The sequence below is a fragment of the Serratia sp. CY47280 genome (assembly GCF_052168655.1).
Taxonomy (GTDB): domain Bacteria; phylum Pseudomonadota; class Gammaproteobacteria; order Enterobacterales; family Enterobacteriaceae; genus Serratia; species Serratia bockelmannii.
On the sequence record NZ_JBJNMG010000004.1, the window covers coordinates 72,623 to 96,332 of the forward strand.

Below are 23,710 nucleotides of genomic sequence, written 5' to 3' on the forward strand. Positions count from 1 at the left end.
AAGTCGGGAGGAAGCGGCGGGGCACCGGTGGCGCCCCGCACGGGATTACTGCAGCGGGCTGAGGGTGATCTCGACGCGGCGGTTTTGCGCCTTGCCTTCCGTGGTGCTGTTGGAGGCGATCGGGTTGTCCGGGCCGGCACCGGTGGTGCGGATACGGTTCGCCGCCACGCCCTGGGTGATCAGCGCGCTGGCTACGCCGTCGGCGCGCTGCTGCGACAGGTTCATGTTGAGCGAGCGGGAGCCGGTGCTGTCGGTGTAGCCGACCACGTTGACCGCGGTTTTCGGATACTCTTTCAGTACCATGGCGACGCCGGTCAGGGTGTTGGCGCCCGCCGGTTTGAGCGTGGCGCTGCTGCTGTCGAAGGTCACATTATTCGGCATGTTCAGCACGATGTTGTCGCCCTGGCGGGTGACGCTGACGCCGGTACCTTTCATCTTGTCGCGCAGTTTGGCTTCCTGCACGTCCATGTAATAGCCTGCGCCGCCGCCGAGGGCTGCACCGGCCGCTGCGCCGATCAGCGCGCCCTTGCCGCGATCTTTCTTGGAAGAGGACAGCACGCCGACGCCGGCGCCCAGTGCGGCACCGAGGCCCGCGCCGATGCCGGATTTACCGACTTCGGATTCGCCGGTGTAAGGGTTGGTGGTACAGGCCGACAGCGTGAGCGCGACGCTCACTGCGCCGGCAATAATTGCAATGCGTTTTTTCATGTTCTTGTCCTTAATGGCATCAATTCTGTACGCGCCGGCCCAACACGGGGGCGCAAAAAGTAGGCGACGCAGGTGGGGCCCGCATCACCGCGCTACTATGACGCGTTGGCTCGCCGGCAGTTCCGGAGAAAAACGTGACAAATGATGAGCGCGGGTAAGTGCTGGGGGAGTTATGCGATAAAACGCCGGGCGGCGCCATGCAGCGGATTCCTAATTGCGCGCCGCCAGGGCGCGAATGCGCCTTTTTTAACCGTAACCGGTTGAATTCTCGATTGCCGGCCAGTTCATGATCAGCGTATAGGCTTGGGTTTCGTCGTTAAACAGACGTTGCGTCACCTGAAAACCGTGCTTGTGGTAGAACGCGCAGGCTCGCAGGTTCTGCTGATACACCTCCAGGCTGAGCCGGCGGTAGCGCTGCTGCACGTGCGTCATCAGCGCCTGGGCGACGCCGCGGCCGTGATACGCCCGATCGACGAACAGCGCGCCGATGAACTGCTCGTCCAGCACGCTGATAAAGCCGACGATCTCGTCGTTATGCCAGCAGGCCCAGCTTTGCGCGCGCGGCAGGTAGTTTTCCCGCACCAGTGCGGCGCTCTCATGCCAGTATTTTTCCGCCACGAACGGATGGGCGGCGATGGTGCTGGGCAGCCACAGCGCCATCAGCCGTTCGATATCCTCCGGGCCACAGGGGCGGATCACCGTGGCTTTGGGTAGCACATGCACCCCGTGAGATGATCGTTCACCAGCCCGCTGGCCTGCATGAAGGCGTAACAGATCGTGGAGCCGATAAACTTGAAGCCGCGCTTTTTCAACGCTTTGGACATGGCGTCGGACTGCTCGGTTTTAGCCGGCACCTGGCTCAGCGCCTGCCAGCGGTTGAGCTGCGGCCGGCCGCCGACGAAGTCCCAGATGAAGGTAACGAAATTCTCGCCGGACGCCTCCATCGCCAGATAGGCTTTGGCGTTGGTGATGATGGCTTCTATCTTGCCGCGGTGGCGGATGATGCCGCTGTCCTGCAGCAGGTTTTCCACGTCCTGCTCGGTCATGGCGGCGACCCGCTGCGGATCGAAACCATGGAAAGCACGCCGGTAATTCTCGCGCTTTTTCAGGACGGTGATCCAGGAAAGGCCGGCCTGCTGCCCCTCCAGGCACAGCATTTCAAACAGCTCGCGCGCGTCGGTGGTGGGCGCGCCCCATTCCTTGTCGTGATACTCGAGATACAACGGATCGGCCGTCACCCAACCGCAACGTTCGTCTGCCATCCTGACTGTCCTTATGCTGTGTTTATGAACAGTAATCATCGCTCGAAGCGCCGAACTTGGCAAGCCTCTGATTGTTTTGTCATCAGCCCGCTTGACGTGGTGAAAAAGCCGACAATAGTTACTACATGGCCGGTGGAAAACCGGCCAACGATAAAAACGACATTGCCTTCATTTGCAGGCTCTCAGGAGTCGATTCATGCCTCTAAAAATAACGTGCATGCCCCGCCCGGCGGCGCTTGCAGTGGCGTTGCTTTGCAGTATGACCCTTCCGGCTCAGGCGTACGATCAACTGTACGTCTTTGGCGATAGCCTGAGCGATACCGGCAACAACGGCCGGTTCACCTATGACGGCAGTCAGCACCTGCTGTACGACGAAGCGTTGGCGCAACGCATCGGCGCGGCGCTGGTGGCCTCGGACAACGGCGGTGAAAACTACGCCGCCGGCGGCGCCGTGGCGGTGCCGGGCCTGAACCCGGTCGACAACACCCAGGATCAGGTGCAGCGCTACCTGAATCGGGTTAACGGCCAGGCCGATGGCGACGGTTTGTATATTCACTGGATCGGCGGTAACGATTTGGCGGCGGCGGCGCTGAATGCCGCTACCGCGCCCGGCGTGGCCTATAACAGTGCCGCGGCCGCCGCCGCGCAGGTGCATTCGCTGCTGAACGCCGGTGCCGGCACGGTGATCGTGCCGACGGTGCCGAACATCGGCTCCACGCCGCAGCTGATGGAACTGATCATTCAGCAGGCGCTGCCGCCGGTACAGGGGGCGGCGATCCAGGCGGCCTATGCCACGCTTAATTCGGTGGCTACCCCGGACAACGCTTCGCGCACGCAGGCGATCCACGCGGCGTTGGCCGCCGCGGCGAAGCAGGGCAGCGCCATTCCTCAGGTGCAGCAGGCGATCGCCGCGCAGCTTATCGCGGCGTATGACAGCCTGAGCGCGCAGGCCGCTCAGCTGACCGATTTCTATAATCAAAGTGAAGACCGTCTGCTGGCGCAGGGGGGCGGCAATATCGTGCGGGTGGACGTCAACAAGCTGTTCGCCGAAGCGATCGCCAATCCGGCGCAGTTCGGCTTCGCCAACACGGCCGGCATGGCTTGCCCGGCGGGCGTTTCCTCGGCGGTTTGCCGTTCCGACATGCCCGGCTTCGACGCTGGCCAGTCCTATCTGTTCTCCGACCATTTCCACCCCAGCCCGCAGGCGCACCTGCTGATTACGGATTATATTCAGGCGGTGTTGGATGGCCCGGCGCAGGTGGTGGCGCTGAATCAGGCGACGGCGGCGATGGCGCGTGACAGCCGCGCCACGCTCGACAGCCGTTTCCAGCAGCTGCGCAACGGCGACAACCCGCAGGGCTCGCTGGGCGTGTTCGGCGGCTACGCCGGCCAGCACTACGACTATGCCGATAATCGGGCGGCGGGGGACGGCAACGCCACCACCCACAACCTGACCGTCGGCGTGGACTATCAACTGACCGACAGCTGGTTGATCGGTGCGTTGATCGCCGGTTCCAACGACGATCAGCATCCTTCCAGCCGTTTTGATTACAAGGCGCGTGGGCTGCTGCTGTCAGCCTTCAGTTCGCTGGCGCTATTCGAGCAGGGCTGGGTCAACGCCGATCTGCACTATGCGACGATGGACTATGACGACATCCGCCGCAGCATGCGGCTGGGGCCGCTGACGCGTACCGAAACCGGGTCGACCACCGGCAAGCAGTGGGGCGCGCGCGTGACCGCCGGTTATGACTTCCCGATCGCCTCTTACCTGACCACCGGGCCGGTGGCGCAGTTCGCCTGGGACTACAGCCGCGTTTCCGGCTACAGCGAAGATGGCGATGACAGCACCGCCATGCGCTTCAACGATCAAACCTATCACTCGCAGATCGGCGCGTTGGGCTGGCGGCTGGATACGCAATTCGGCGTGTTTAACCCTTATGCGGAAGTGAGTTATCAGCATCAGTTCGGCGATGACGTCTACCGCGCCGGCGGCGGCCTGAAATCGACGCAAACCTCGTTTACCCGCGACAGTGCGGGCCAGGACAAAAACTGGGTGGATGTCACGCTGGGGGCCAACATGCCGTTGACGGACAGGGTATCGGCCTTCGCCACCGTTTCGCAAACCGGCGGGCTGAGCAGCGGCGAGCAGTTTATGTATAACGTCGGCGTCAGCGCGCGTTTTTGAATTGGCCATCGGCGCGCTCAAGGGCGCAGGATAGTCATAAGGTCTGATAAGGGATTTATGAGGAAGGCGGCCTGGGGGGAATTATGCGGGCCGCAATGACGTTGGCGGAAATACAAAAAAAAACTGATCCTATGAAAGGATCAGGTAGCCACTTGGCCAACACCAGGGAAAATTTTATTTATTATTGTATAACCAAAGATTAACTGTCAATTTGTTTCTGTGGCCCGTTAGCGCCGTCTTTCATCCCTGGCCGTTCCTCCCATGCCCCGACCGTCGGCACGCCGCGTGATATCGCCTTATTGTTCACGATAATAAGAAATAATCTGGCACTTGATCACATTATCTCTCGATGAGGGGAGTTTTTTAGTTGATAAAATTAACAAAAATAACATTGTCGCAACTTTATCTCGTGGCAAATATAAAGATACACGCACGGAAATCAGCCTGAATTTGACCGGCGAGGGGAGAAATAGCGTTCAGCTAATTGACTATTTAAACGGCGGTGAGTGATATTTTTGTTTAGATACTCTAATGTTTTTGCCGGGTGTGTCTTTCTGGACGGCGAGGCGACCGGCCGGCGCGTTGTCCTTCCCTCGGTGCCCGCCGCGTGAAAATCCAGCGCTTCTCACCCCGATTCGCACTTGTTGCCGGATTCTGGCTGTATATCTTACGGTCAAAGGGTATACTGGCGCATTCCATCTAAATCCACTTGTATCGCGTGCGAATTCAACATGCAAAAGTTTGATACCAAGACCTTCCAGGGCCTGATCCTGACACTGCAGGATTATTGGGCGCGCCAGGGCTGCACCATCGTTCAACCATTGGACATGGAAGTCGGCGCGGGAACCTCACACCCGATGACGTGCCTGCGCGCACTGGGGCCGGAGCCGATGGCGACCGCCTATGTGCAGCCATCCCGTCGCCCGACCGACGGCCGCTACGGCGAAAACCCGAACCGTCTGCAGCACTACTACCAGTTCCAGGTGGTGATTAAGCCATCGCCGGACAACATTCAGGAACTCTACCTGGGCTCGCTGAAAGAGCTGGGTCTGGATCCGACCATCCACGACATTCGCTTCGTGGAAGACAACTGGGAAAACCCGACGCTCGGCGCCTGGGGCCTGGGTTGGGAAGTGTGGCTGAACGGCATGGAAGTGACGCAGTTCACCTACTTCCAGCAGGTCGGCGGCCTGGAGTGCAAGCCGGTGACCGGCGAGATCACCTATGGTCTGGAGCGTCTGGCGATGTACATCCAGGGCGTGGACAGCGTATACGATCTGGTGTGGAGCAACGGCCCGCTGGGTGTCACCACCTACGGCGACGTGTTCCACCAGAACGAAGTGGAGCAATCCACCTACAACTTCGAATACGCCGACGTCGACTTCCTGTTCTCCTGCTTCGAGCAGTACGAGAAAGAAGCTCAATCGCTGCTGGCGCTGGAAAAACCGCTGCCGCTGCCGGCCTACGAACGCATCCTGAAGGCGGGCCATACCTTTAACCTGCTGGACGCGCGCAAGGCGATTTCGGTGACCGAGCGTCAACGCTACATTCTGCGCATCCGCACGCTGACCAAAGCCGTTGCCGAAGCCTACTACGCTTCCCGCGAAGCGCTGGGCTTCCCGATGTGCAACAAGAAGAACGAGAACTAAGAGGCAGCCATGACTCAACAGACTTTCCTGGTGGAAATCGGCACGGAAGAGCTGCCGCCGAAGGCGCTTCGTTCCCTGGCGGAATCTTTCGCCGCCAACTTCACCGCCGAGCTGGACAACGCCGGCCTGGAACACGGTGACGTGAGCTGGTTCGCCGCACCGCGCCGCCTGGCGCTGAAAGTGGCCAACCTGAGCGCGGCACAGGCCGATCGCGAAATTGAAAAACGCGGCCCGGCGATCGCCCAGGCGTTCGACGCCGAAGGTAAACCGAGCAAAGCGGCCGAAGGCTGGGCGCGCGGCTGCGGCATCACCGTCGATCAGGCTGAACGCCTGGTGACCGACAAGGGCGAGTGGTTGATGTACCGCGCCCACGTTAAAGGCCAGTCGGCGCAACAACTGCTGGCCGGCATGGTCAGCACCGCGCTCGGCAAGCTGCCGATCCCGAAACTGATGCGTTGGGGCGACTCCGACGTGCAGTTCGTGCGTCCGGTACATACCGTCACGATGCTGCTGGGCGCCGATCTGATCCCAGGCACCGTGCTGGGCATCGAATCCGCGCGCACCGTGCGCGGCCACCGCTTCATGGGCGAAGCCGAGTTCACCCTCGACAATGCCGACCAATACCCGCAGATCCTGCTGGAGCGCGGCAAAGTGGTCGCCGACTACGAAGCGCGTAAAGCCCTCATCAAGCGCGATGCCGAACTGGCGGCGCAGAAGATTGGCGGCAAGGCCGATCTGAGTGAAAGCCTGCTGGAAGAAGTGGCTTCGCTGGTGGAATGGCCGGTGGTGCTGACCGCCAAATTCGAAGAGAAATTCCTGGCGGTGCCGGCGGAAGCGCTGGTGTACACCATGAAGGGCGACCAGAAGTATTTCCCGGTGTACGACGCCGCGGGCAAACTGCTGCCGAACTTTATCTTCGTAGCCAACATCGAGTCGAAAGACCCGCAGCAGATCATCTCCGGTAACGAGAAGGTGGTGCGTCCGCGTCTGGCCGACGCCGAGTTCTTCTTCAACACCGACCGCAAGAAGCGTCTGGAAGACAACCTGCCGCGCCTGGAAACCGTGCTGTTCCAACAGCAGCTGGGCACCCTGCGCGACAAGACCGACCGCATTCAGGCGCTGGCGGGCTGGGTTGCCGGCCAGATCGGCGCTGACGTCAACCACGCCACCCGCGCGGGCCTGCTGTCGAAGTGCGACCTGATGACCAACATGGTGTTCGAATTCACCGACACCCAGGGCGTGATGGGCATGCACTACGCGCGCCACGACGGTGAGGCGGAAGACGTCGCCGTTGCGCTGAACGAGCAGTATCAGCCGCGCTACGCCGGCGATGCGCTGCCGCAGTCGCTGGTGGCCTGTTCCCTGGCGATCGCCGACAAGATGGACACCCTGGCCGGCATCTTCGGCATCGGTCAGCATCCGAAGGGCGATAAAGACCCGTTTGCGCTGCGCCGTGCCGCGCTGGGCGTGTTGCGTATCATCGTCGAGAAAAACCTGCCGCTGGATCTGCAGACACTGACCGAAGAGGCCGTGCGCCTGTACGGCAGCAAGCTGACCAATGCCAAGGTAGTCGACGAGGTGGTGGAATTCATGCTGGGCCGCTTCCGCGCCTGGTATCAGGAAGAAGGCCACGCGGTCGATACCATTCAGGCGGTGTTGGCGCGCCGTCCGACCAAGCCGGCCGACTTCGACGCGCGCGTCAAGGCGGTATCCCACTTCCGCACGCTGGACGAGGCGGCGGCGCTGGCTGCGGCCAACAAACGCGTCTCCAACATTCTGGCGAAGTCTACCGAAACGCTGAACGACAGCGTGCGCGCCTCGGTGCTGAAGGACGCGGCGGAGATCCAGCTGGCGACTCACCTGGTGGTGCTGCGCGACAAGCTGCAGCCGTACTTCGCGGCGGGCAACTACCAGGAAGCGCTGGTGGAACTGGCCGCGCTGCGTGAGCCGGTGGATGCGTTCTTCGACAACGTGATGGTAATGGCGGACGATGCGGAAGTGCGCGTGAATCGCCTGACGCTGCTGAGCAAGCTGCGCGAACTGTTCCTGCAGGTGGCGGATATCTCCGTACTGCAGTAAGCGATTCTCTGCTGTGAAAAGGCGCCTGCGGGCGCCTTTTTTATTTTCGTTTCCTGGGTGCGAAGGCAAGGTCGCCTGGCGACTTGGGGGGCGACTTGGGGGGCGACTTGGGGGGCGACTTGGGGAAATTGAAGCGTCCGGTCGCCGACGGCAATGAACCTCAGTGCGTTTTGCGCACGATGTTCAACCGCCTCCGGCCGAGACAATGTTCACCGCAAACGGAATCGCGTATCGGAACGCCGCCAGTTGATCTATTCTTATAGGCGCACGGAGTGCGCAAAAAGGGGCGGAGTCCAATGAAAAAGCAGGTTTATAACAGGAGTTATGTCACATGGCGGTAGGGATCCAGAGCAGAGGTTTCGCGCGTTGGTTGGCACCGGTATTGGCATTGTTGGTGGTCATGCAATTGACCGCCTGCGGCGATAAAGAGCCGGAACAGCGCAAAGCATTTATCGATTACTTACAGAATACCGTGATGCGCAGCGGGGCGAACATCCCCACGCTGAGCGAAGACCAGAAACAGAAGTTCGGCAACTATGCCGGTGATTACGCGATTTTGGTCGGCTTTTCGCAGCAGTTGTCCAAGTCGGTCGGCGCCAGCCTGACCCCGGCGCTGGATCAGATTAACCAGATCCGCACCGCGCAGGACTACCTGAACAAACGCGACGCGCTGCAGCAATCGGTCGGGGCGTTGAACCTGCTGGGCCAGCAGATCCAGTCCGCCAAGTCGCAGGCGGATACTGCCCACGCGGCGCTGAAACAGCCTGACGATCTGAAGGCGGTGTACAACCAGGCCTATGACAAAATCGTCACCGCACCGGCCAACGCCTTGATGCCGGCGATCCCGACCACCGCCAGCTTTGTGCAGGATCTGGTGCAGGTCGGCGATTTCCTGCAGAGCCAGGGCAATCAGGTCAGCTTCAACAACAACGGCGTGCAGTTCCGCACCGCGCAGCAGGTGGCGCAGTACAACACCATGATGTCGAATCTGGTGGCCAAACAGCAGAACCTGATGAATGCGCAGAAGACCATTCAAAGCGTGACGCAATAATAACGCGTCCAGGCGCGAAACAGGCCGGCATTGCCGGCCTGTTTTATTTCCCCTCAGCGTTTCCAATAGCTTGCTGGTTTATTGCGCAGGCTTCTGTACTACACTTCAATTAATCCATTTATTAGGCAATGTAGTTTTCTTTCATTCATCACTTCGCTAGTTCCCGGCGGGATGAGTGCTCACAGGGAAGATCAAACAGAGCGTTGCGATCGGCGCTGCAGCTAAAAATAAATTGTGACTAATGTCACAATTCAAAAACAAAACGCCAATTTAAAAATGTGATCATAGTCACTTTATTTGGGGTTTTGTGGCGACTTTTTTCTCACTGTGCTTTTTTTACACGTCATAAATGTGATCTTTATCACTATAAATGAGGGTTTGCTGGGGTGTTGTGTGTGACTTGTATCACAAAAAATTCGTGAAGTTCGCGTGACAAAAACAGCGTGATAGAGTCCGTTTCGCATACAGCGGCAACACGGCTGGATCGTCACAACAATAATCACGCGCTCTATTGTCAGCGCGTAACAATAGGGGTGTGTTTTATGTTTTCACCAGACATCAAGGTTAAAGTGCAAAACTTTGGCCGCTTCCTGAGCAACATGGTGATGCCCAACATCGGCGCCTTTATCGCCTGGGGGATTATCACCGCGCTATTCATTCCAACCGGCTGGCTGCCGAATGAAACCTTAGCCAAGCTGGTCGGCCCGATGATCACCTACCTGCTGCCGCTGCTGATCGGTTATACCGGCGGGCGGCTGGTGGGCGGCGATCGCGGCGGCGTGGTCGGTGCCATCACCACCATGGGCGTCATCGTCGGTGCCGACATGCCGATGTTCCTCGGCTCGATGATCGCCGGCCCGCTGGGTGGCTGGGCTATCAAGCATTTCGACCGCTGGGTGGACGGCAAGATCAAAAGCGGCTTTGAAATGCTGGTGAACAACTTCTCCGCCGGCATCATCGGCATGCTGCTGGCGATCCTGGCCTTCCTGGGCATCGGGCCGCTGGTGGAGGTGCTCTCCAAGCTGCTGGCGGCGGGCGTGCACGTGATGGTGAAGAACAACCTGCTGCCACTGGCGTCCATCTTCGTTGAACCGGCGAAAATCCTGTTCCTGAACAACGCCATCAACCACGGCATCTTCTCGCCGCTGGGTATCCAGCAGGCCACGGAAGCCGGCAAGTCGGTGTTCTTCCTGATTGAAGCCAACCCAGGCCCGGGCATGGGCGTGCTGATGGCCTACATGTTCTTCGGCCGCGGCAGCGCCAAGCAATCCGCCGGCGGTGCGGCGATCATTCACTTCCTGGGCGGCATCCACGAAATCTACTTCCCTTACGTGCTGATGAATCCACGTCTGCTGCTGGCGGTGATCCTGGGCGGCATGACCGGCGTATTCACCCTGACGATGCTGAACGGCGGCCTGGTTTCTCCAGCTTCCCCGGGTTCGATCCTGGCGGTGCTGGCGATGACGCCGAAAGGCGCCTACTTCGCCAACATTGCGGCGGTGTGCGCAGCCTTTGCCGTCTCCTTCGTGGTGTCCGCTTTCCTGCTGAAAACCTCCAAAGTGAAAGAGGATGACGATCTGGAAGCCGCGACCCGCCGCATGCAAGAGATGAAATCGCAGTCCAAAGGCGGCGCAGCGGCGCCAGCGTCGGTCGACGGCGATCTGAGCACCGTGCGCAAAATCATCGTCGCCTGCGATGCGGGCATGGGTTCCAGCGCCATGGGCGCCGGGGTGTTGCGCAAGAAAGTGGCGGACGCCGGGCTGAAGAACATCTCGGTGACTAACAGCGCCATCAACAGCCTGCCGGACGATGTGGATCTGGTCATCACGCACCGCGATCTGACGGAGCGCGCGATGCGCCACGCGCCGCAGGCCCAGCACATCTCGCTGACCAACTTCCTCGACAGCAAGCTGTACAGCGATCTGGTCGACCGTTTGGTAGCGGTCAACAAAACCACCGACAACCAGCAGAAGGTGCTGGGCGCGCTGGACGACAGCTTCGAAGCCGGGGAACCGAACCTGTTCAAGCTGAGCGAAAGCAATGTGTTCCTCAACCTGCAGGCCAGTGACAAAGAGCAGGCGATCCGCTTCGCCGGCGAGCAGCTGGTGAAAGGCGGCTATGTCGAGGCGGAATACGTGCCGGCGATGTTGGAGCGCGAAAAGCTCACCTCCACCTACCTGGGCGAGTCGATCGCCGTGCCGCACGGCACCATCGAGGCCAAAGACCGGGTGCTGCGCACCGGCGTGGTGTTCTGCCAGTACCCGCAGGGCGTGCGCTTCGGCGATGAGGAGGATGAAGTGGCTCGCCTGGTGATCGGCATCGCCGCGCGCAACAACGAGCATATTCAGGTGATCACCAGCCTGACCAACGCGCTGGATGACGAGAGCGTGATCGAGCGGCTGGCGAATACCACCAGCGTCCAGGAAGTGCTGGACCTGCTCGGCGGCAAAAAAGCCGGATAACAGAATCATTTTAAAGGGTGCAGCTTGCTGCACCCTTCGACATTAAGAAGGTAGAGTTATGAAAGCATTACATTTTGGCGCAGGGAATATCGGCCGCGGTTTTATCGGCAAGCTGCTGGCGGACGCCGGGGTTGAACTGACCTTCGCCGACGTCAATCAAACGGTGCTGGATCTGCTGAACAGCCGTAAAAGCTACCTGGTGCACGTGGTGGGCGAGCAAGAACGCGTGGAGAGCGTCAACAACGTCAGCGCCGTCAACAGCGGCAGCGAGGCGGCGGTGGCGCTGATCGCCGAAGCGGATCTGGTGACCACCGCCGTTGGCCCGCAAATTCTCGCCAAAATCGCCGGCACGATCGCCAAAGGGCTGGTGCTGCGTCATCAGCAGGGCAATGTACAACCGCTGAACATCATCGCCTGCGAGAACATGGTGCGCGGCACCAGCCAGCTGAAACAGCATGTGTTCGCCGCGCTGCCGCAGGACGAGCAGGCATGGGTTGAGCAGCACGTCGGCTTCGTCGATTCGGCGGTCGATCGTATCGTGCCGCCGGCGGACAGCAACGACCCGTTGGAAGTGACGGTGGAAACCTTCAGCGAATGGATCGTCGATCAGACGCAGTTTAAAGGCCAGCCCCCGGCGATCGCCGGCATGGAGTTGACCGACAACCTGATGGCGTTCGTCGAGCGCAAGCTGTTCACCCTCAACACCGGCCACGCCATCACCGCCTACCTCGGCCAACGGGCCGGGCTGCAAACCATTCGCGACGCCATTCTCGACCCGGCGATCCGCCGCGTGGTGAAAGGGGCGATGGAAGAGAGCGGCGCGGTGCTGATCAAGCGCTACGGCTTCGACGCCGACAAGCACGCCGCCTACATCAACAAAATCCTCGGCCGCTTCGAAAACCCGTATCTGCACGACGACGTCGAGCGCGTAGGGCGTCAGCCGCTGCGCAAACTGAGCGCCGGCGATCGCCTGATCAAACCGCTGCTGGGCACGTTGGAATACGGCCTGCCGCATGCCAACCTGATCCAGGGCATCGCCGCCGCTATGAGCTACCGCAGCGAACAGGATCCGCAGGCGCTGGAGTTGGCGGAACTGCTGAACACGCTCGGGCCGAAAGCCGCGCTGGCGCAAATTTCCGGCCTGCCGGCGGAAAGCGAGGTTGTAGAAGAGGCCGTTGCTGTGTATAACGCCATGCACAAGTAGAATCGTGATGATGAACACCCGAGCGCAGCTTGCTGCGCTCCTGCAACCCGAGTTCGGCATCGACGGCCCTCCCCACGCCTTTCGAAAAGCGACGATGGAAGAAGCACAGGCATTTGAAAACCAGGTTCTGGAAAAGCTGAACGCGGGCAAAACGGTGCGCAGCTTCCTGATCGCAGCGGTAGAGCTGCTGGCGGAAGCGCTCAACGTGCTGGTGGTGCAGGTATTCCGCAAGGATGACTACGCGGTGAAATATGCCGTCGAACCGCTATTGTCCGGCAGCGGCCCGCTGGGGGAGCTGTCGGTGCGCCTGAAGCTGATGTACGGCCTGGGGGTGATTTCCCGCCACGAATATGAAGATGCCGAGCTGCTGATGGCGATGCGCGAAGAGCTGAACCACGACGGGTCGGAATACCGCTTCGTCGATGACGAAATTCTCGGGCCGTTCGGCGAGCTGCACTGCGTGGCCGCGCTGCCGCCGGTGCCGACCTTCCTGCAGCCGGGCGAGGCGGATGAAGCGCTGATCGCCATGCAGCGCCAGCGCTATCAGCAGATGGTGCGCTCCACCATGGTGCTGTCCATTACCGATCTGATCGCCGGCATCGGCGCCAAACAACCTTCCCGACTCTCTCCTCTCGGCCGCGGCTAAGCAAAGGCCGCGCGCCACTCGTCGAACAACAGCCACAGCGCGGTGGCGGCCATCAGTCCGGACATCACGCCGTTGAAGGCGCGCAGTTTCCAGGTCACTCGCAGCGCGTTGCGCAACCGGTCGCCCAGCACCGCCCACAGCAGCACGCACGGCAGGTTCAGCAGCGCGAAACCGGCGATGACCGACAGCGTATGGACGAAGGTGGCGCCTTCGCGCGGGGTGAACAGGATCGCCACGTTGATCACCATCAGCCAGGCTTTGGGGTTGACCGCCTGAAACAGTGCACCGTTGAGCAGGCTCATCGGCTGCGCCTGCTCTTTGGCGTCCGGCGAGGCCGCCTGGAACAGTTTCCATGACAGCCACAGCAGATAGGCGCAGCCGATCACCGCCAGCGGGAGGCGGATGACGCCGGCCCAGCTCAGCGCCAGCGCCAGCAGCGGGATAATGATCGCCAGCTGTACCGCACAACCGACACAGATGCCAAACAGCATCGGCAGGGTGCGGCGCAGGCCGAAGTTGACGCCCGACGAGGCCAGCAGCAGGTTGTTGGGGCCGGGGGTGATCGACATGACGGTGACGTAGCTGACAAAGGCGGAGTCCAGCATGGCAGGTTCCTTGAAAATGACGGTGATAACGAGAGGATCAGCATAATCGCTGCAATGGGATGGTGACAGAACCACAAATCGGATATTGTCATGGTTACAGTTGTGCAAAATGTAAACTGTACCCATTACTTGGAGAGAAACTGTGACCTTGCTCGATGAAACCCCGGATACCCGTTACCTGCAGCTGGCGGATACGTTGGCCGAGGCCATTCGACGCGGCACGCTGCTACCCGGTGACCGCTTGCCTTCGGTGCGGCGCTGTGCGCAAACGCACCGCGTCAGCATCAATACCGTGGTGTCGGCTTACCGCACGCTGGAGGATCGCGGGCTGATCGAAGCGCGACCGCAGTCGGGGTTTTATGTCCGCAGCACGCTGCCGGCACTGAAGATGGCCTCGGCGCCCAGCGGCCGCATCGAGCCGCCGGCGGACGACGTGCTGGCGCTGATCGATACGGTATTCGCCGCCCAGCAGAATCCGGCCTTCACTAACATTGCGCTGGCCTGCCCGCAGACCAGCGACTTCTATCCCGGCGGCAAGCTGGGGCGTATGTTGTCTTCTCAGCTGCGCCGCCAGCCGGATCTGATCGGGCAGTATCCGTTGCCGCCCGGCAGCCTACGGCTGCGCCAGCAGATCGCCCGCCGCTCGATGACGCTGGGCATGTTGCTGGAGCCGGGCGACGTAGTGCTGACCCATGGCTGCATGGAGGCGCTGCAGCTGGCGCTGCGCGTCACCACCAAACCGGGTGACTGCGTCGGGCTGGAGTCGCCAACCTATTTCTATCTGCTGCCGCTGCTGGCCAGCCTGGGGCTGAAAGCGCTGGAAATCCCCACCGATCCGCAGCTGGGGCTGTCGCTGGACGCGCTCGAGTTGCTATTGAACGAGAAGCGGCTGAACGCGGTGATCGCCATGCCGACGGTGCAAAACCCGCTGGGTTGCACCATGCCGCTGGCGGCGAAAAAGCGGCTGGCGCGGCTGATGAACGATCATCAGGTGCCATTGATTGAAGACGGGCTGTATGCCGAGATCCAGTTCGGCGGCGCGCTGTCGCCGGCGGTGAAGGCGTTCGATCGCGACGGCTGGGTGCTGTTTTGCTCCAGCTTCACCAAAACGCTGGCGCCGGATTTTCGCGTCGGCTGGATCTGCGGCGGCCGTTTTCACGAGGCGTTGCGCAAGCTGAAGGCGGTGTCGTCGATGTCCGAGTCGCAGCTGCTGTCGGAAACGCTGGCGACCTTCCTGGAGAGCGGAGGCTACGATCACCATTTGCGCAACCTGCGCAAGCGCTATGCGGCGCAGGTCGACGAGGCGAGGGCGCTGATCGCCCGGCATTTCCCACGCGGCACGCTGGCCACGCAGCCGGCGGGCGGCTTCGTGTTCTGGGTCGAATTCCCTCCCGGCGTGGACAGCGTGGCGCTGTTCCACCAGCTGTTGGAGGAGCAGATCTGTTTGACGCCGGGCACCCTGTATTCCCCCAGCGGGCGCTACCGCAATGCGCTGCGGCTCTCCTGCTGCTACCCGTTCAACGCGCGCTACACCCAGGCGTTGGCCCGGCTCGGCGCCAAGGCCTGCGAGATGAGCGGCCTGCCGCCCGGTATTGCGCAGGACGGGTAACGGCGCGCGCCTTTTGCTACAATGCCGGTATCATTGATTAGCGTGCCATTTTGGGCACAACGGGCCAGAGACCATGAAAGAGAAAGAAAAGGCAGAGATCAAGCGCCTGAGCGACCTGCTGGACGCCTTGAACCACAAAGACGCCACCGTGATCCAACAGGGCAACCCTGAGTTGATCGCGCAGCACACCAAAGAAAAAGAGAAACTGGCGACGGAGATCGAGCGCCTGAAAGACGTGCGTGGCGAGAAGCTGAGCGCCGAAGCGCAGAAGCTGAGCAAGCTGCCGTTCAGCCGCGAGATCACCAAGAAAGAGCAGGCCGATATGGGCGCGCTGAAGAAAAGCGCGCGCGGGCTGATTGTGGTGCACCCGATGACCGCGCTGGGCCGCGAGATGGGCCTGAAAGCGGTCACCGGTTACGCCAAGAAAGCGTTCTGAACCCCCGGGCGTCAGACCTTGGTGGTGAAATACGCCTTGGTCTGATAGGGCACGGTGACCGTGTCCTGGCCCTGCAACTCCTCTTCTTCCGCCACCAGCTGGCGCAACCGATCGATAACCTGCTCCTGTTGCGCCTGTGGCAGTGCGGCGATAAAGCTGGTTGAACGTACCCGGTTGTAGATCACGTCCTCCACCGCGCCGCGGTGGCCCAGCATAAAGACCTGCTCCTGCAGCGGTTCAAAGCCTTTGAACGGGAAGAATTTGCGCCATTCGCCGGTATAGAAACGCGGCGCATCCCCTTCGTGGCTGTCGACGATCTGATTCAGTTTACGCACCCAACCGACGCGCGCATCGCGCATGTTCCACACCAGACCGAGTTTGCCGCCGGGCTTGAGAATACGCTGGATTTCCGCCAGCGCCTGCGGCGTGGCGAACCAGTGGAAGGACTGGGCGCACACCACGGCATCGACCGACTCGTCCGGTAGCGGGATCGCGTCGGCGGTGCCCGCCAGCGTTTTCACCTGCGGCAGCGCCGCCGACAATTTTTCCAGCATTTGCGGCACCGGTTCGACGGCGATCACCTGCGCGCCGGTTTCCAGCAGGCGCGGAGTGAACTTGCCGGTACCGGCGCCGAGATCGATGACCGTCATGCCGGCATGCAGGCCGATAGACTCACGCAGCCAGGCGGCGATTTCCGGCGGGTAATCCGGCCGGCCTTTCACATAGCGATCGGCGTTGGCCTGATAGCCCTCGGCGGCGGCGTGATGAATCGAATGGGTCGGGGTGGTCATATACCTGGCTCCTGGCTGAAAAACACGCGGCTACAGTATAGGCGGAAGAAGAGGGTTAACGCGGCATTCGGCGCACGTTTTTCATCTTTTCCGCCAGCGATTTCAACGGCCGAGCAGGCGACGGTTGAAGTCCTCGAGGCGCCCTTCGGCAAGCCGCGTGAGCATGGTCTTGCTCCAGCTGGCGGAGAGGCCGGCCACCGCCAACAGGCGGCGATATTGTTCCGCGTCGAACGGCATGTGCCAGGCGATGGCGATGGCTTCGGCCACCGACACGTCGCTGTTGCGCGCCGCCAGCTCCAGCGGACGATCGCCGCTGACCGCACCCGGCGAGACCACCCGATACAGCCAGCCGCAACGGCCGCTTTGCTGCATCAGCACCGAAATATCCTCGATGGCGAAGTGGTAGTTGAGCTTGAAGCACGGCGAGCGCGGCTGGGTGACCTGGATCAGCGCTTCGCCCCAGCGGAAGATGTCGCCCATAAACACATTGTGTTCGGTCAGTCCTTCGGTGGAGATATTCTCGCCGAAGGCCGGGGCGCAAAACTGCTCGGCCTGCGCCGGAAACTGTTCGCGCCAGTGGGCATAATGCTCGCGCGGGTAGTGGCACAGCGCGCGATCCGGCCCGCCGTGGTAGCTTTTCTCGGCTTGCTCGTCGCCTTCCAGGCCGAGCGGCGTGAGCCGGATGGCGCCATCCACCTGGCGTTTGGCGATGGCGCTGGGGCGCCCGCCTTCATAGGGTTGAATATTGCCGATGTAAACGTCTGGGTGATGCATGTGCGCCTCCGTGTCTCGCGTCGAGGGCTCAGCATAGCCTGAGTTGTGTCAGGGGGACATAACAACCCGCCCGAAAATCCTCGAGCGGGGGCGTGGCGTCAGAAGGTGGTCCAGTTCTCCTCCGCTGCGGCGTTGGCGGCCGCGGTTTTTACGGCAGGCGCTTTCGGCGCGGCGGTTTTCACGGCGGTGGGTTCGGTCTGCTCCGCCAAACGGAACACCGAAACGCTCTGCAGCAGCATGTCGGCCTGTTCTTCCAGCGAATCGGCGGCGGCGGCGGACTCTTCCACCAGCGCGGCGTTCTGCTGGGTGGTGTGATCCATCTCGACGATCGCCTGGCCAATCTGGGCGATGCCGCGCGTCTGCTCATCGGAGGCGGCGGCGATTTCAGCCATGATGTCGCGCACGTGGGTGACCGAGCGGACGATCTGTTCCATGGTGTTGCCGGTGCTTTCCACCAGTTCGGTGCCGGTTTTCACCCGGCTGACCGACTCGGCGATCAGCCCTTCGATCTCCTTGGCCGCTTGGGCGCTGCGGCTCGCCAGGCTGCGCACTTCGCTGGCGACCACCGAGAAGCCGCGTCCCTGTTCGCCGGCGCGCGCCGCTTCCACCGCGGCGTTGAGCGCCAGGATGTTGGTCTGGAAGGCAATACCGTTGATCAGGGTGGTAATTTCAGCGATACGCTGCGAACTGCTGGAGATATCGCGCATGGTGCTGACCACGTTCTCCACCAGCTTGCCGCCCTGTTGCGCGGTCTGCGAAGCGTCGGTGGCCAGCTGATTGGCGTGATGGGCATTGTCGGCGTTTTGTTTCACCGTGGCGGTCAGCTGTTCCATGCTGGCCGCGGTTTCTTCAACCGCCGCCGCCTGCTGTTCGGTGCGGGAGGAGAGATCGGTGTTGCCGGCGGCGATTTCCGCGGAGGCGGTGGAGACCTGGCTGACCCCCATCTGGATCTTCTCAATCATAGTGCGCAGATTTTGGCTCATCGCCGCCACCGCGTTCAGCAGTTGTCCCAGCTCGTCGCGGCGGGTACTGGTCTGCGCCTGGCGCAGATCGCCGCTGGCGATGCGTTCCGCCATCGCCAGCGTGCTGTGCAGCGGACGGGTGATCTGCAGCGTGATACGCCAGGCGATAAGTATCCCGGCGATGATGGCGATCAGGGTGGTGATGCCCATCTGCAGCTGCGCCAGGTTGATGTTGCTGCGCGTCTGCGCCAATTCGTCCTGCATAAAGGCGTTCACCAGCGTGCCGATCTCATGCGCGCGTTCGCCGAGCTGCCGGCTGATCTGCTGTTCGTGCTCATAGGCCGGCAGGTAGGCCGCGATGCGGTTTTTGTAATCGTCCAGGGCGGCCAGCAGCGGTTGCAGCTGCGGGCGCTGCGCGTCGCTGACCCGGCGGCTCAGGGCGTTGGCCGCGTCGCGCGCGTCGTCGATGGCCGCCATCAGCGGCGCTTCGGTTTCCTTGTTCAGGCTCAGCAGCAGACCGCGCGCGCCGTAGCGCACCTGGGTCAGCTTCTGGTTCAGTTGAATGAAGGCCAACTGCAGATCGCCGTTGGTGAGCTGGCGCTCCACCTGGCTCAGGCTGGCCTGCACTTCCGACATGTTCCAGCTCTGGCGCACCGCGTCTTTCGCCGAGACCGCCTGCTCAAAGATTTTTTGCTGTTGCTGATATTCCCCAATCAGCGTCACCAGACGCTGCAGATCCTTGCGGCTTTGGGCGTCCCAGTCCAACGCCTGGCCCTGGTCTATCAGTTTGACGGCGTTATCGATATTGGCGCGATTGTTCTGCAGATACTCCGGCTGGTAGGTCTGGCCGTACATGGCGCGGTTGTATTTGGCCTGGTTGATCTCCTCGTTCAGCCGGTTGCTGAAGTCGATGCGATCGGCGCGGGATTCGATGATGTGCAGGTATTGCGCCCCGGTGCCGGCGATGACGACCGCCAACAGCAGCAATAGCGCGAAGCCGAGGCCGAGCTTTTTACCTACGGTGAGATGAGTGAACTTTCCTGCTAATGCTTGCAATGCCGCCATAGCGTTTTTCCTTCTCCGGGCGAACGTCAATTGAACAAACCATCGGCAAGAAGTGGTCAAACTTTAGCGGATTTCAGGCAAAAAAATACCCGCCGGCGGCGGGCATCTTCATCAACGGGGGCGAATTACTTCTTCGCGGCGAAGCGTGCGGCGGCTTCATCCCAGTTGACCACGTTCCAGAACGCCTTGATGTAGTCAGGGCGTTTGTTCTGGTATTTCAGGTAGTAAGCGTGTTCCCACACGTCCAGGCCGATGATTGGGAAACCGGAAGCGCCGGCGACGGCTTCGCCCATCAGCGGGCTGTCCTGGTTAGCGGTAGACACCACGGCCAGCTTGCCGTCTTTCAGTACCAGCCAGGCCCAACCGGAACCGAAGCGGGTGGCTGCGGCTTTCTCGAACTCTTCCTGGAATTTCTCAACGCTGCCGAAATCGCGCTCGATGGCCGCTTTCAGATCGCCGCCCAGCGTGGTGCCGGTTTTCAGGTTTTTCCAGAAGAAGCTGTGGTTGGCGTGGCCGCCGGCGTTGTTGCGCATGAAGGTGCGTTTGTCGGCAGGCACTTTATCCAGATCCTGGATCAGCTCTTCAACGCTGTATTTGGCCAGTTCAGGGTAGGCTTCCAGCACGGTGTTGGCGTTGTTGACGTAGGTCTGGTGGTGTTTGGTGTGATGGATTTCCATCGTCTGCTTGTCGAAATGCGGTTCCAGTGCGTCGTAAGCGTACGGCAGGGATGGCAGTGAATAACTCATAATCATCATCTCCAGTGGTGTATGGGCGGCGCAAAGGGCGAGCACCGCGTAAGCAGTCGGATCATTATAGTTAATTAAATGATATTGAAAATGATTATCAATGCCCTGTGAAGTGTGTGGTTAATGTACAAATCGATGCGCTAACATACTGATAGGAGAGGGCGGCGGGTGGCCGCGTCAAGCCATCGCCCCGGCATGTGGGTTACTCTCTATACTGTAGGGAGCGCCAAGGTCGAAATGTATCGAAATGTGCCAATGCGTTCACTGAATGAGCACGAGTGTGTAACAACCACAAGCACGCTGTGGTAATATGGCCGGCGTTCGTAGCAAGCATAACAACAGTGACATTCGCGTTTGCCGCGCTAGCGGGGCAGGCGCATTTGAACAATGTGACAATCGAGAGTAAAGGAGACCCCCATGCAGGTCAGCAGAAGGCAGTTCTTTAAGATCTGCGCTGGCGGTATGGCAGGAACGACGGTGGCCGCGCTGGGCTTTGCCCCCGAAGTGGCGTTGGCGGAAACCCGGCAGTACAAACTGCTGCGCGCCCGTGAGACCCGTAATACCTGTACGTATTGTTCCGTCGGCTGTGGGCTGTTGATGTACAGCCTTGGTGATGGCGCCAAGAACGCCAAAGAAAGCATTTTCCATATCGAAGGGGATCCGGATCACCCGGTAAACCGCGGCGCGCTTTGCCCGAAAGGCGCCGGCCTGGTTGACTTCATCCACAGCGAAAGCCGCCTCAAGTACCCGGAATATCGGGCGCCGGGGTCGGACAAATGGCAACGCATCAGCTGGGACGACGCCTTTACCCGCATCGCCAAGCTGGTGAAAGAAGACCGCGATGCCAACTTCATCAAAACCAACGACCAGGGCGTTACCGTCAACCGTTGGCTGACCACCGGCATGCTGTGCGCCTCGGCCGCCAGCAACGAAACCGGTTTTCTGTCGCAAAAATTTAGTCGCGCTCTCGGCATGCTTGCCGTAGACAACCAGGCGCGTGTCTGACACGGACCAACGGTAGCAAGTCTTGCTCCAACATTTGGTCGCGGTGCGATGACCAACCACTGGGTTGATATCAAGAACGCGAATTTGATTATCGTCATGGGCGGTAATGCGGCGGAAGCGCATCCGGTGGGGTTCCGCTGGGCAATGGAAGCCAAAATACACAACAATGCCAAGCTGATCGTGATCGATCCGCGCTTTACCCGAACCGCATCGGTGGCGGACTTCTACACGCCGATCCGCTCCGGGACCGACATTGCTTTCCTGTCGGGCGTGTTGCTGTATCTGATGACCAACAACAAGTTTAATCGCGAGTACGTCGAGGCCTACACCAACGCCAGCCTGCTGGTGCGGGAAGACTTTGCCTTCGAAGACGGCTTGTTCAGCGGCTACGACGCGGAAAACCGCAAGTACGACAAAACCACCTGGAACTACCAGTTCGACGAGAACGGCTTCGCCAAGCGCGACGTCACGCTGCAGGATCCGCGCTGCGTGTGGAACCTGCTGAAGCAGCACGTGAGTCGCTACACGCCTGACGTGGTGACCAACATCTGCGGCACGCCGAAGGACGATTTCCTCAAGGTGTGCGAATACATCGCCGAAACCTGCGTCGCGGATAAGACCGCTTCGTTCCTGTACGCCCTGGGCTGGACTCAGCACTCGGTCGGCGCGCAGAACATCCGCACCATGGCGATGATCCAGCTGCTGCTCGGCAACATGGGCATGGCGGGCGGCGGCGTCAACGCGCTGCGCGGCCACTCCAACATCCAGGGTCTGACCGATCTCGGCCTGCTGTCGCAGAGCCTGCCGGGCTACATGACGCTGCCGTCGGAGAAACAGACCGATCTCGACACCTACCTGAAGGCCAACACGCCGAAGGCGCTGCTGCCGGGCCAGGTGAACTACTGGGGCAACTACCCGAAATTCTTCGTCAGCATGATGAAGACCTTCTACGGTGACAAGGCGCAGAAGGACAACAGCTGGGGCTTTGACTGGTTGCCGAAGTGGGACAAGGGCTACGACGTGCTGCAGTACTTCGAGATGATGGCGCAGGGCAAGGTCAACGGCTACTTCTGCCAGGGCTTTAACCCGGTGGCGTCGTTCCCGAACAAAAACAAGGTGGTGGCTTCGCTGTCCAAGCTGAAGTTCCTGGTGACCATCGATCCGTTGAACACCGAGACCTCCAACTTCTGGCAGAACCACGGCGAGTTCAACGAGGTGGATCCTTCGCAGATCCAGACCGAAGTGTTCCGCCTGCCGTCCACCTGCTTCGCCGAAGAGAACGGTTCGATCGTCAACTCCGGCCGCTGGCTGCAGTGGCACTGGAAAGGCGCAGACGCCCCGGGCGAAGCGCTGAACGACGGTGAGATCCTGGCGGGCATCTTCAGCCGCCTGCGCGAGATGTATGCGCGCGACGGCGGTGCGGTGCCTGAACAGGTGCTGAACATGACCTGGGACTACCTGACGCCGGACAACCCGGCGCCGGAAGAGGTGGCGCAGGAGAACAACGGCAAGGCGCTGGCGGATCTGCTGGATGCCGACGGCAAAGTGCTGGTGAAAAAAGGCGAGCTGCTCAGCTCGTTCGCGCAGCTGCGCGACGACGGCACCACCGCCAGCGGTTGCTGGATCTTCGCCGGCAGCTGGACGCCGGCCGGCAACCAGATGGCGCGGCGCGACAACGCCGATCCGTCCGGCCTCGGCAATACGCTGGGCTGGGCCTGGGCATGGCCGCTCAACCGCCGCATTCTGTACAACCGCGCCTCGGCGGATCCGCAGGGGAAACCGTGGGATCCGAAACGCCAACTGCTGGAGTGGGACGGCGCCAAGTGGGTCGGGGCCGATATCCCGGACTACAGCACCGCCGCGCCGGGCAGCGACGTCGGGCCGTTCATCATGCAGCCGGAAGGCATGGGCCGCCTGTTCGCCACCGACAAGATGGCGGAAGGGCCGTTCCCTGAACACTACGAGCCGTTCGAAACGCCGCTCGGCACCAACCCGCTGCACCCGAATGTGGTGTCCAACCCGGCGGCGCGCGTGTTCAAGGACGATCTGGCGGCGATGGGCAAATCCGACAAGTTCCCGTACGTCGGCACCACCTATCGTCTGACCGAGCACTTCCACTACTGGACCAAGCACGCGCGGCTGAACGCCATCGCGCAGCCGGAGCAGTTCGTGGAGATCGGCGAAAAGCTGGCGGAGAAGAAGGGCATCAAGCAGGGCGATACCGTGAAGGTCAGCTCCAACCGCGGCTACATCAAGGCCAAGGCGGTGGTGACCAAACGTATTCGCACGCTGCAGGTGCACGGCCAGGAAGTCGACACCATCGGCATCCCGATCCACTGGGGTTACGAAGGGGTGGCGAAGAAAGGCTTTATCGCCAACACGCTGACGCCGTTCGTCGGCGACGCCAATACGCAAACGCCGGAGTTCAAGGCGTTCCTGGTCAACGTGGAAAAGGTGTAACGGAGACGAAT

The 23,710-nt window shown here is 61.0% G+C and carries 18 protein-coding genes; 10 read left to right on the top strand and 8 right to left on the bottom strand.

The window, feature by feature from the left end; translation table 11 throughout:
* Positions 1-45 precede the first annotated feature (45 nt).
* The 3 genes from ACJ8J4_RS17315 to ACJ8J4_RS17325 form a co-directional block, all read right to left on the bottom strand.
* Positions 46-708, bottom strand: a complete 663-nt coding sequence (locus tag ACJ8J4_RS17315; protein ID WP_043140741.1) for an OmpA family lipoprotein — start codon at positions 706-708, stop codon at positions 46-48.
* A gap of 246 nt (positions 709-954) precedes the next feature.
* A complete protein-coding gene (locus tag ACJ8J4_RS17320) occupies positions 955-1,407 on the bottom strand; it encodes an N-acetyltransferase (RefSeq protein WP_043140746.1) in 453 nt (150 codons plus the stop codon).
* On the bottom strand, positions 1,404-1,970 hold the full coding sequence (locus ACJ8J4_RS17325; RefSeq protein ID WP_025304776.1) for a DNA-3-methyladenine glycosylase I: 567 nt from the start codon (positions 1,968-1,970) through the stop codon (positions 1,404-1,406). The genes ACJ8J4_RS17320 and ACJ8J4_RS17325 overlap by 4 nt, the downstream gene beginning before the upstream one ends.
* Positions 1,971-2,166: 196 nt before the next feature.
* Between ACJ8J4_RS17325 and ACJ8J4_RS17330 the strand changes: the two genes are divergently transcribed.
* From ACJ8J4_RS17330 to ACJ8J4_RS17360, 7 genes are all read left to right on the top strand, one after another.
* Positions 2,167-4,155: an autotransporter domain-containing esterase gene (locus ACJ8J4_RS17330; RefSeq protein ID WP_043140750.1), complete on the top strand. Its 1,989-nt coding sequence runs from the start codon at positions 2,167-2,169 to the stop codon at positions 4,153-4,155.
* A 731-nt stretch (positions 4,156-4,886) separates the two neighbouring features.
* Positions 4,887-5,804, top strand: coding sequence for a glycine--tRNA ligase subunit alpha (gene glyQ / locus ACJ8J4_RS17335; protein WP_043140757.1), 918 nt, complete (start codon positions 4,887-4,889; stop codon positions 5,802-5,804).
* 9 nt (positions 5,805-5,813) lie between these two features.
* Entirely contained in the window at positions 5,814-7,883 is a 2,070-nt protein-coding gene (gene glyS, locus ACJ8J4_RS17340) for a glycine--tRNA ligase subunit beta (RefSeq protein WP_049207117.1), read from the top strand.
* Between the two features lie 331 nt (positions 7,884-8,214).
* Entirely contained in the window at positions 8,215-8,934 is a 720-nt protein-coding gene (locus tag ACJ8J4_RS17345; RefSeq protein WP_025304780.1) for a DUF3053 domain-containing protein, read from the top strand.
* A 542-nt stretch (positions 8,935-9,476) separates the two neighbouring features.
* On the top strand, positions 9,477-11,396 hold the full coding sequence (locus ACJ8J4_RS17350) for a PTS mannitol transporter subunit IICBA (RefSeq protein WP_025304781.1): 1,920 nt from the start codon (positions 9,477-9,479) through the stop codon (positions 11,394-11,396).
* Between the two features lie 58 nt (positions 11,397-11,454).
* Positions 11,455-12,600, top strand: coding sequence for a mannitol-1-phosphate 5-dehydrogenase (locus ACJ8J4_RS17355; RefSeq protein ID WP_089196383.1), 1,146 nt, complete (start codon positions 11,455-11,457; stop codon positions 12,598-12,600).
* Positions 12,601-12,694: 94 nt separating this feature from the next.
* Positions 12,695-13,246 (top strand): MltR family transcriptional regulator, encoded by a 552-nt coding sequence (locus ACJ8J4_RS17360; RefSeq protein ID WP_016929575.1) that lies wholly within the window; start codon positions 12,695-12,697, stop codon positions 13,244-13,246.
* Here the strand turns inward: ACJ8J4_RS17360 and ACJ8J4_RS17365 are convergent.
* Positions 13,243-13,851 carry a LysE family translocator gene (locus ACJ8J4_RS17365; protein WP_025304783.1) on the bottom strand — a complete coding sequence of 203 codons (609 nt, stop codon included), beginning with the start codon at positions 13,849-13,851 and terminating at the stop codon, positions 13,243-13,245. The two genes, ACJ8J4_RS17360 and ACJ8J4_RS17365, sit on opposite strands and share 4 nt — an antisense overlap.
* Before the next feature lie 142 nt (positions 13,852-13,993).
* On the opposite strand from ACJ8J4_RS17365, the gene ACJ8J4_RS17370 reads away from it, so the two are divergent.
* Positions 13,994-15,460: an aminotransferase-like domain-containing protein gene (locus tag ACJ8J4_RS17370; protein ID WP_025304784.1), complete on the top strand. Its 1,467-nt coding sequence runs from the start codon at positions 13,994-13,996 to the stop codon at positions 15,458-15,460.
* A 73-nt stretch (positions 15,461-15,533) separates the two neighbouring features.
* Entirely contained in the window at positions 15,534-15,896 is a 363-nt protein-coding gene (locus tag ACJ8J4_RS17375; RefSeq protein WP_025304785.1) for a YibL family ribosome-associated protein, read from the top strand.
* 11 nt (positions 15,897-15,907) lie between these two features.
* Here the strand turns inward: ACJ8J4_RS17375 and ACJ8J4_RS17380 are convergent, their stop codons facing one another.
* The 4 genes from ACJ8J4_RS17380 to sodA all read right to left on the bottom strand — a co-directional run bounded on the left by ACJ8J4_RS17380 (position 15,908) and on the right by sodA (position 20,234).
* A complete protein-coding gene (locus ACJ8J4_RS17380) occupies positions 15,908-16,687 on the bottom strand; it encodes a class I SAM-dependent methyltransferase (RefSeq protein ID WP_043140768.1) in 780 nt (259 codons plus the stop codon).
* Positions 16,688-16,789: 102 nt separating this feature from the next.
* Complete coding sequence (gene yiiM / locus ACJ8J4_RS17385) at positions 16,790-17,461, bottom strand: 6-hydroxyaminopurine reductase (RefSeq protein WP_025304787.1); 672 nt, start codon at positions 17,459-17,461, stop codon at positions 16,790-16,792.
* Positions 17,462-17,559: 98 nt separating this feature from the next.
* Entirely contained in the window at positions 17,560-19,488 is a 1,929-nt protein-coding gene (locus ACJ8J4_RS17390) for a methyl-accepting chemotaxis protein (protein ID WP_025304788.1), read from the bottom strand.
* A 125-nt stretch (positions 19,489-19,613) separates the two neighbouring features.
* Positions 19,614-20,234, bottom strand: a complete 621-nt coding sequence (gene sodA / locus ACJ8J4_RS17395; RefSeq protein ID WP_004934003.1) for a superoxide dismutase [Mn] — start codon at positions 20,232-20,234, stop codon at positions 19,614-19,616.
* A 417-nt stretch (positions 20,235-20,651) separates the two neighbouring features.
* Between sodA and fdnG the strand changes: the two genes are divergently transcribed.
* The gene (fdnG, locus tag ACJ8J4_RS17400; RefSeq protein ID WP_144334737.1) at positions 20,652-23,699 is read left to right on the top strand and encodes a formate dehydrogenase-N subunit alpha; all 3,048 of its coding nucleotides are present in this window, start codon (positions 20,652-20,654) and stop codon (positions 23,697-23,699) included.
* Positions 23,700-23,710: the final 11 nt, after the last annotated feature.

Excerpts from the sequence above, each read along its gene's own strand:
- ACJ8J4_RS17365 (WP_025304783.1), bottom strand. The coding sequence starts at position 13,851 with ATGCTGGACTCCGCCTTTGTCAGCTACGTCACCGTCATGTCGATCACC.
- ACJ8J4_RS17330 (WP_043140750.1), top strand. The coding sequence starts at position 2,167 with ATGCCTCTAAAAATAACGTGCATGCCCCGCCCGGCGGCGCTTGCAGTG.
- ACJ8J4_RS17380 (WP_043140768.1), bottom strand. The coding sequence starts at position 16,687 with ATGACCACCCCGACCCATTCGATTCATCACGCCGCCGCCGAGGGCTAT.
- sodA (WP_004934003.1), bottom strand. The coding sequence starts at position 20,234 with ATGAGTTATTCACTGCCATCCCTGCCGTACGCTTACGACGCACTGGAA.
- glyQ (WP_043140757.1), top strand. The coding sequence starts at position 4,887 with ATGCAAAAGTTTGATACCAAGACCTTCCAGGGCCTGATCCTGACACTG.
- ACJ8J4_RS17360 (WP_016929575.1), top strand. The coding sequence starts at position 12,695 with ATGGAAGAAGCACAGGCATTTGAAAACCAGGTTCTGGAAAAGCTGAAC.
- ACJ8J4_RS17345 (WP_025304780.1), top strand. The coding sequence starts at position 8,215 with ATGGCGGTAGGGATCCAGAGCAGAGGTTTCGCGCGTTGGTTGGCACCG.
- ACJ8J4_RS17315 (WP_043140741.1), bottom strand. The coding sequence starts at position 708 with ATGAAAAAACGCATTGCAATTATTGCCGGCGCAGTGAGCGTCGCGCTC.
- ACJ8J4_RS17375 (WP_025304785.1), top strand. The coding sequence starts at position 15,534 with ATGAAAGAGAAAGAAAAGGCAGAGATCAAGCGCCTGAGCGACCTGCTG.
- ACJ8J4_RS17355 (WP_089196383.1), top strand. The coding sequence starts at position 11,455 with ATGAAAGCATTACATTTTGGCGCAGGGAATATCGGCCGCGGTTTTATC.
- ACJ8J4_RS17325 (WP_025304776.1), bottom strand. The coding sequence starts at position 1,970 with ATGGCAGACGAACGTTGCGGTTGGGTGACGGCCGATCCGTTGTATCTC.
- ACJ8J4_RS17390 (WP_025304788.1), bottom strand. The coding sequence starts at position 19,488 with ATGGCGGCATTGCAAGCATTAGCAGGAAAGTTCACTCATCTCACCGTA.
- yiiM (WP_025304787.1), bottom strand. The coding sequence starts at position 17,461 with ATGCATCACCCAGACGTTTACATCGGCAATATTCAACCCTATGAAGGC.
- ACJ8J4_RS17350 (WP_025304781.1), top strand. The coding sequence starts at position 9,477 with ATGTTTTCACCAGACATCAAGGTTAAAGTGCAAAACTTTGGCCGCTTC.
- glyS (WP_049207117.1), top strand. The coding sequence starts at position 5,814 with ATGACTCAACAGACTTTCCTGGTGGAAATCGGCACGGAAGAGCTGCCG.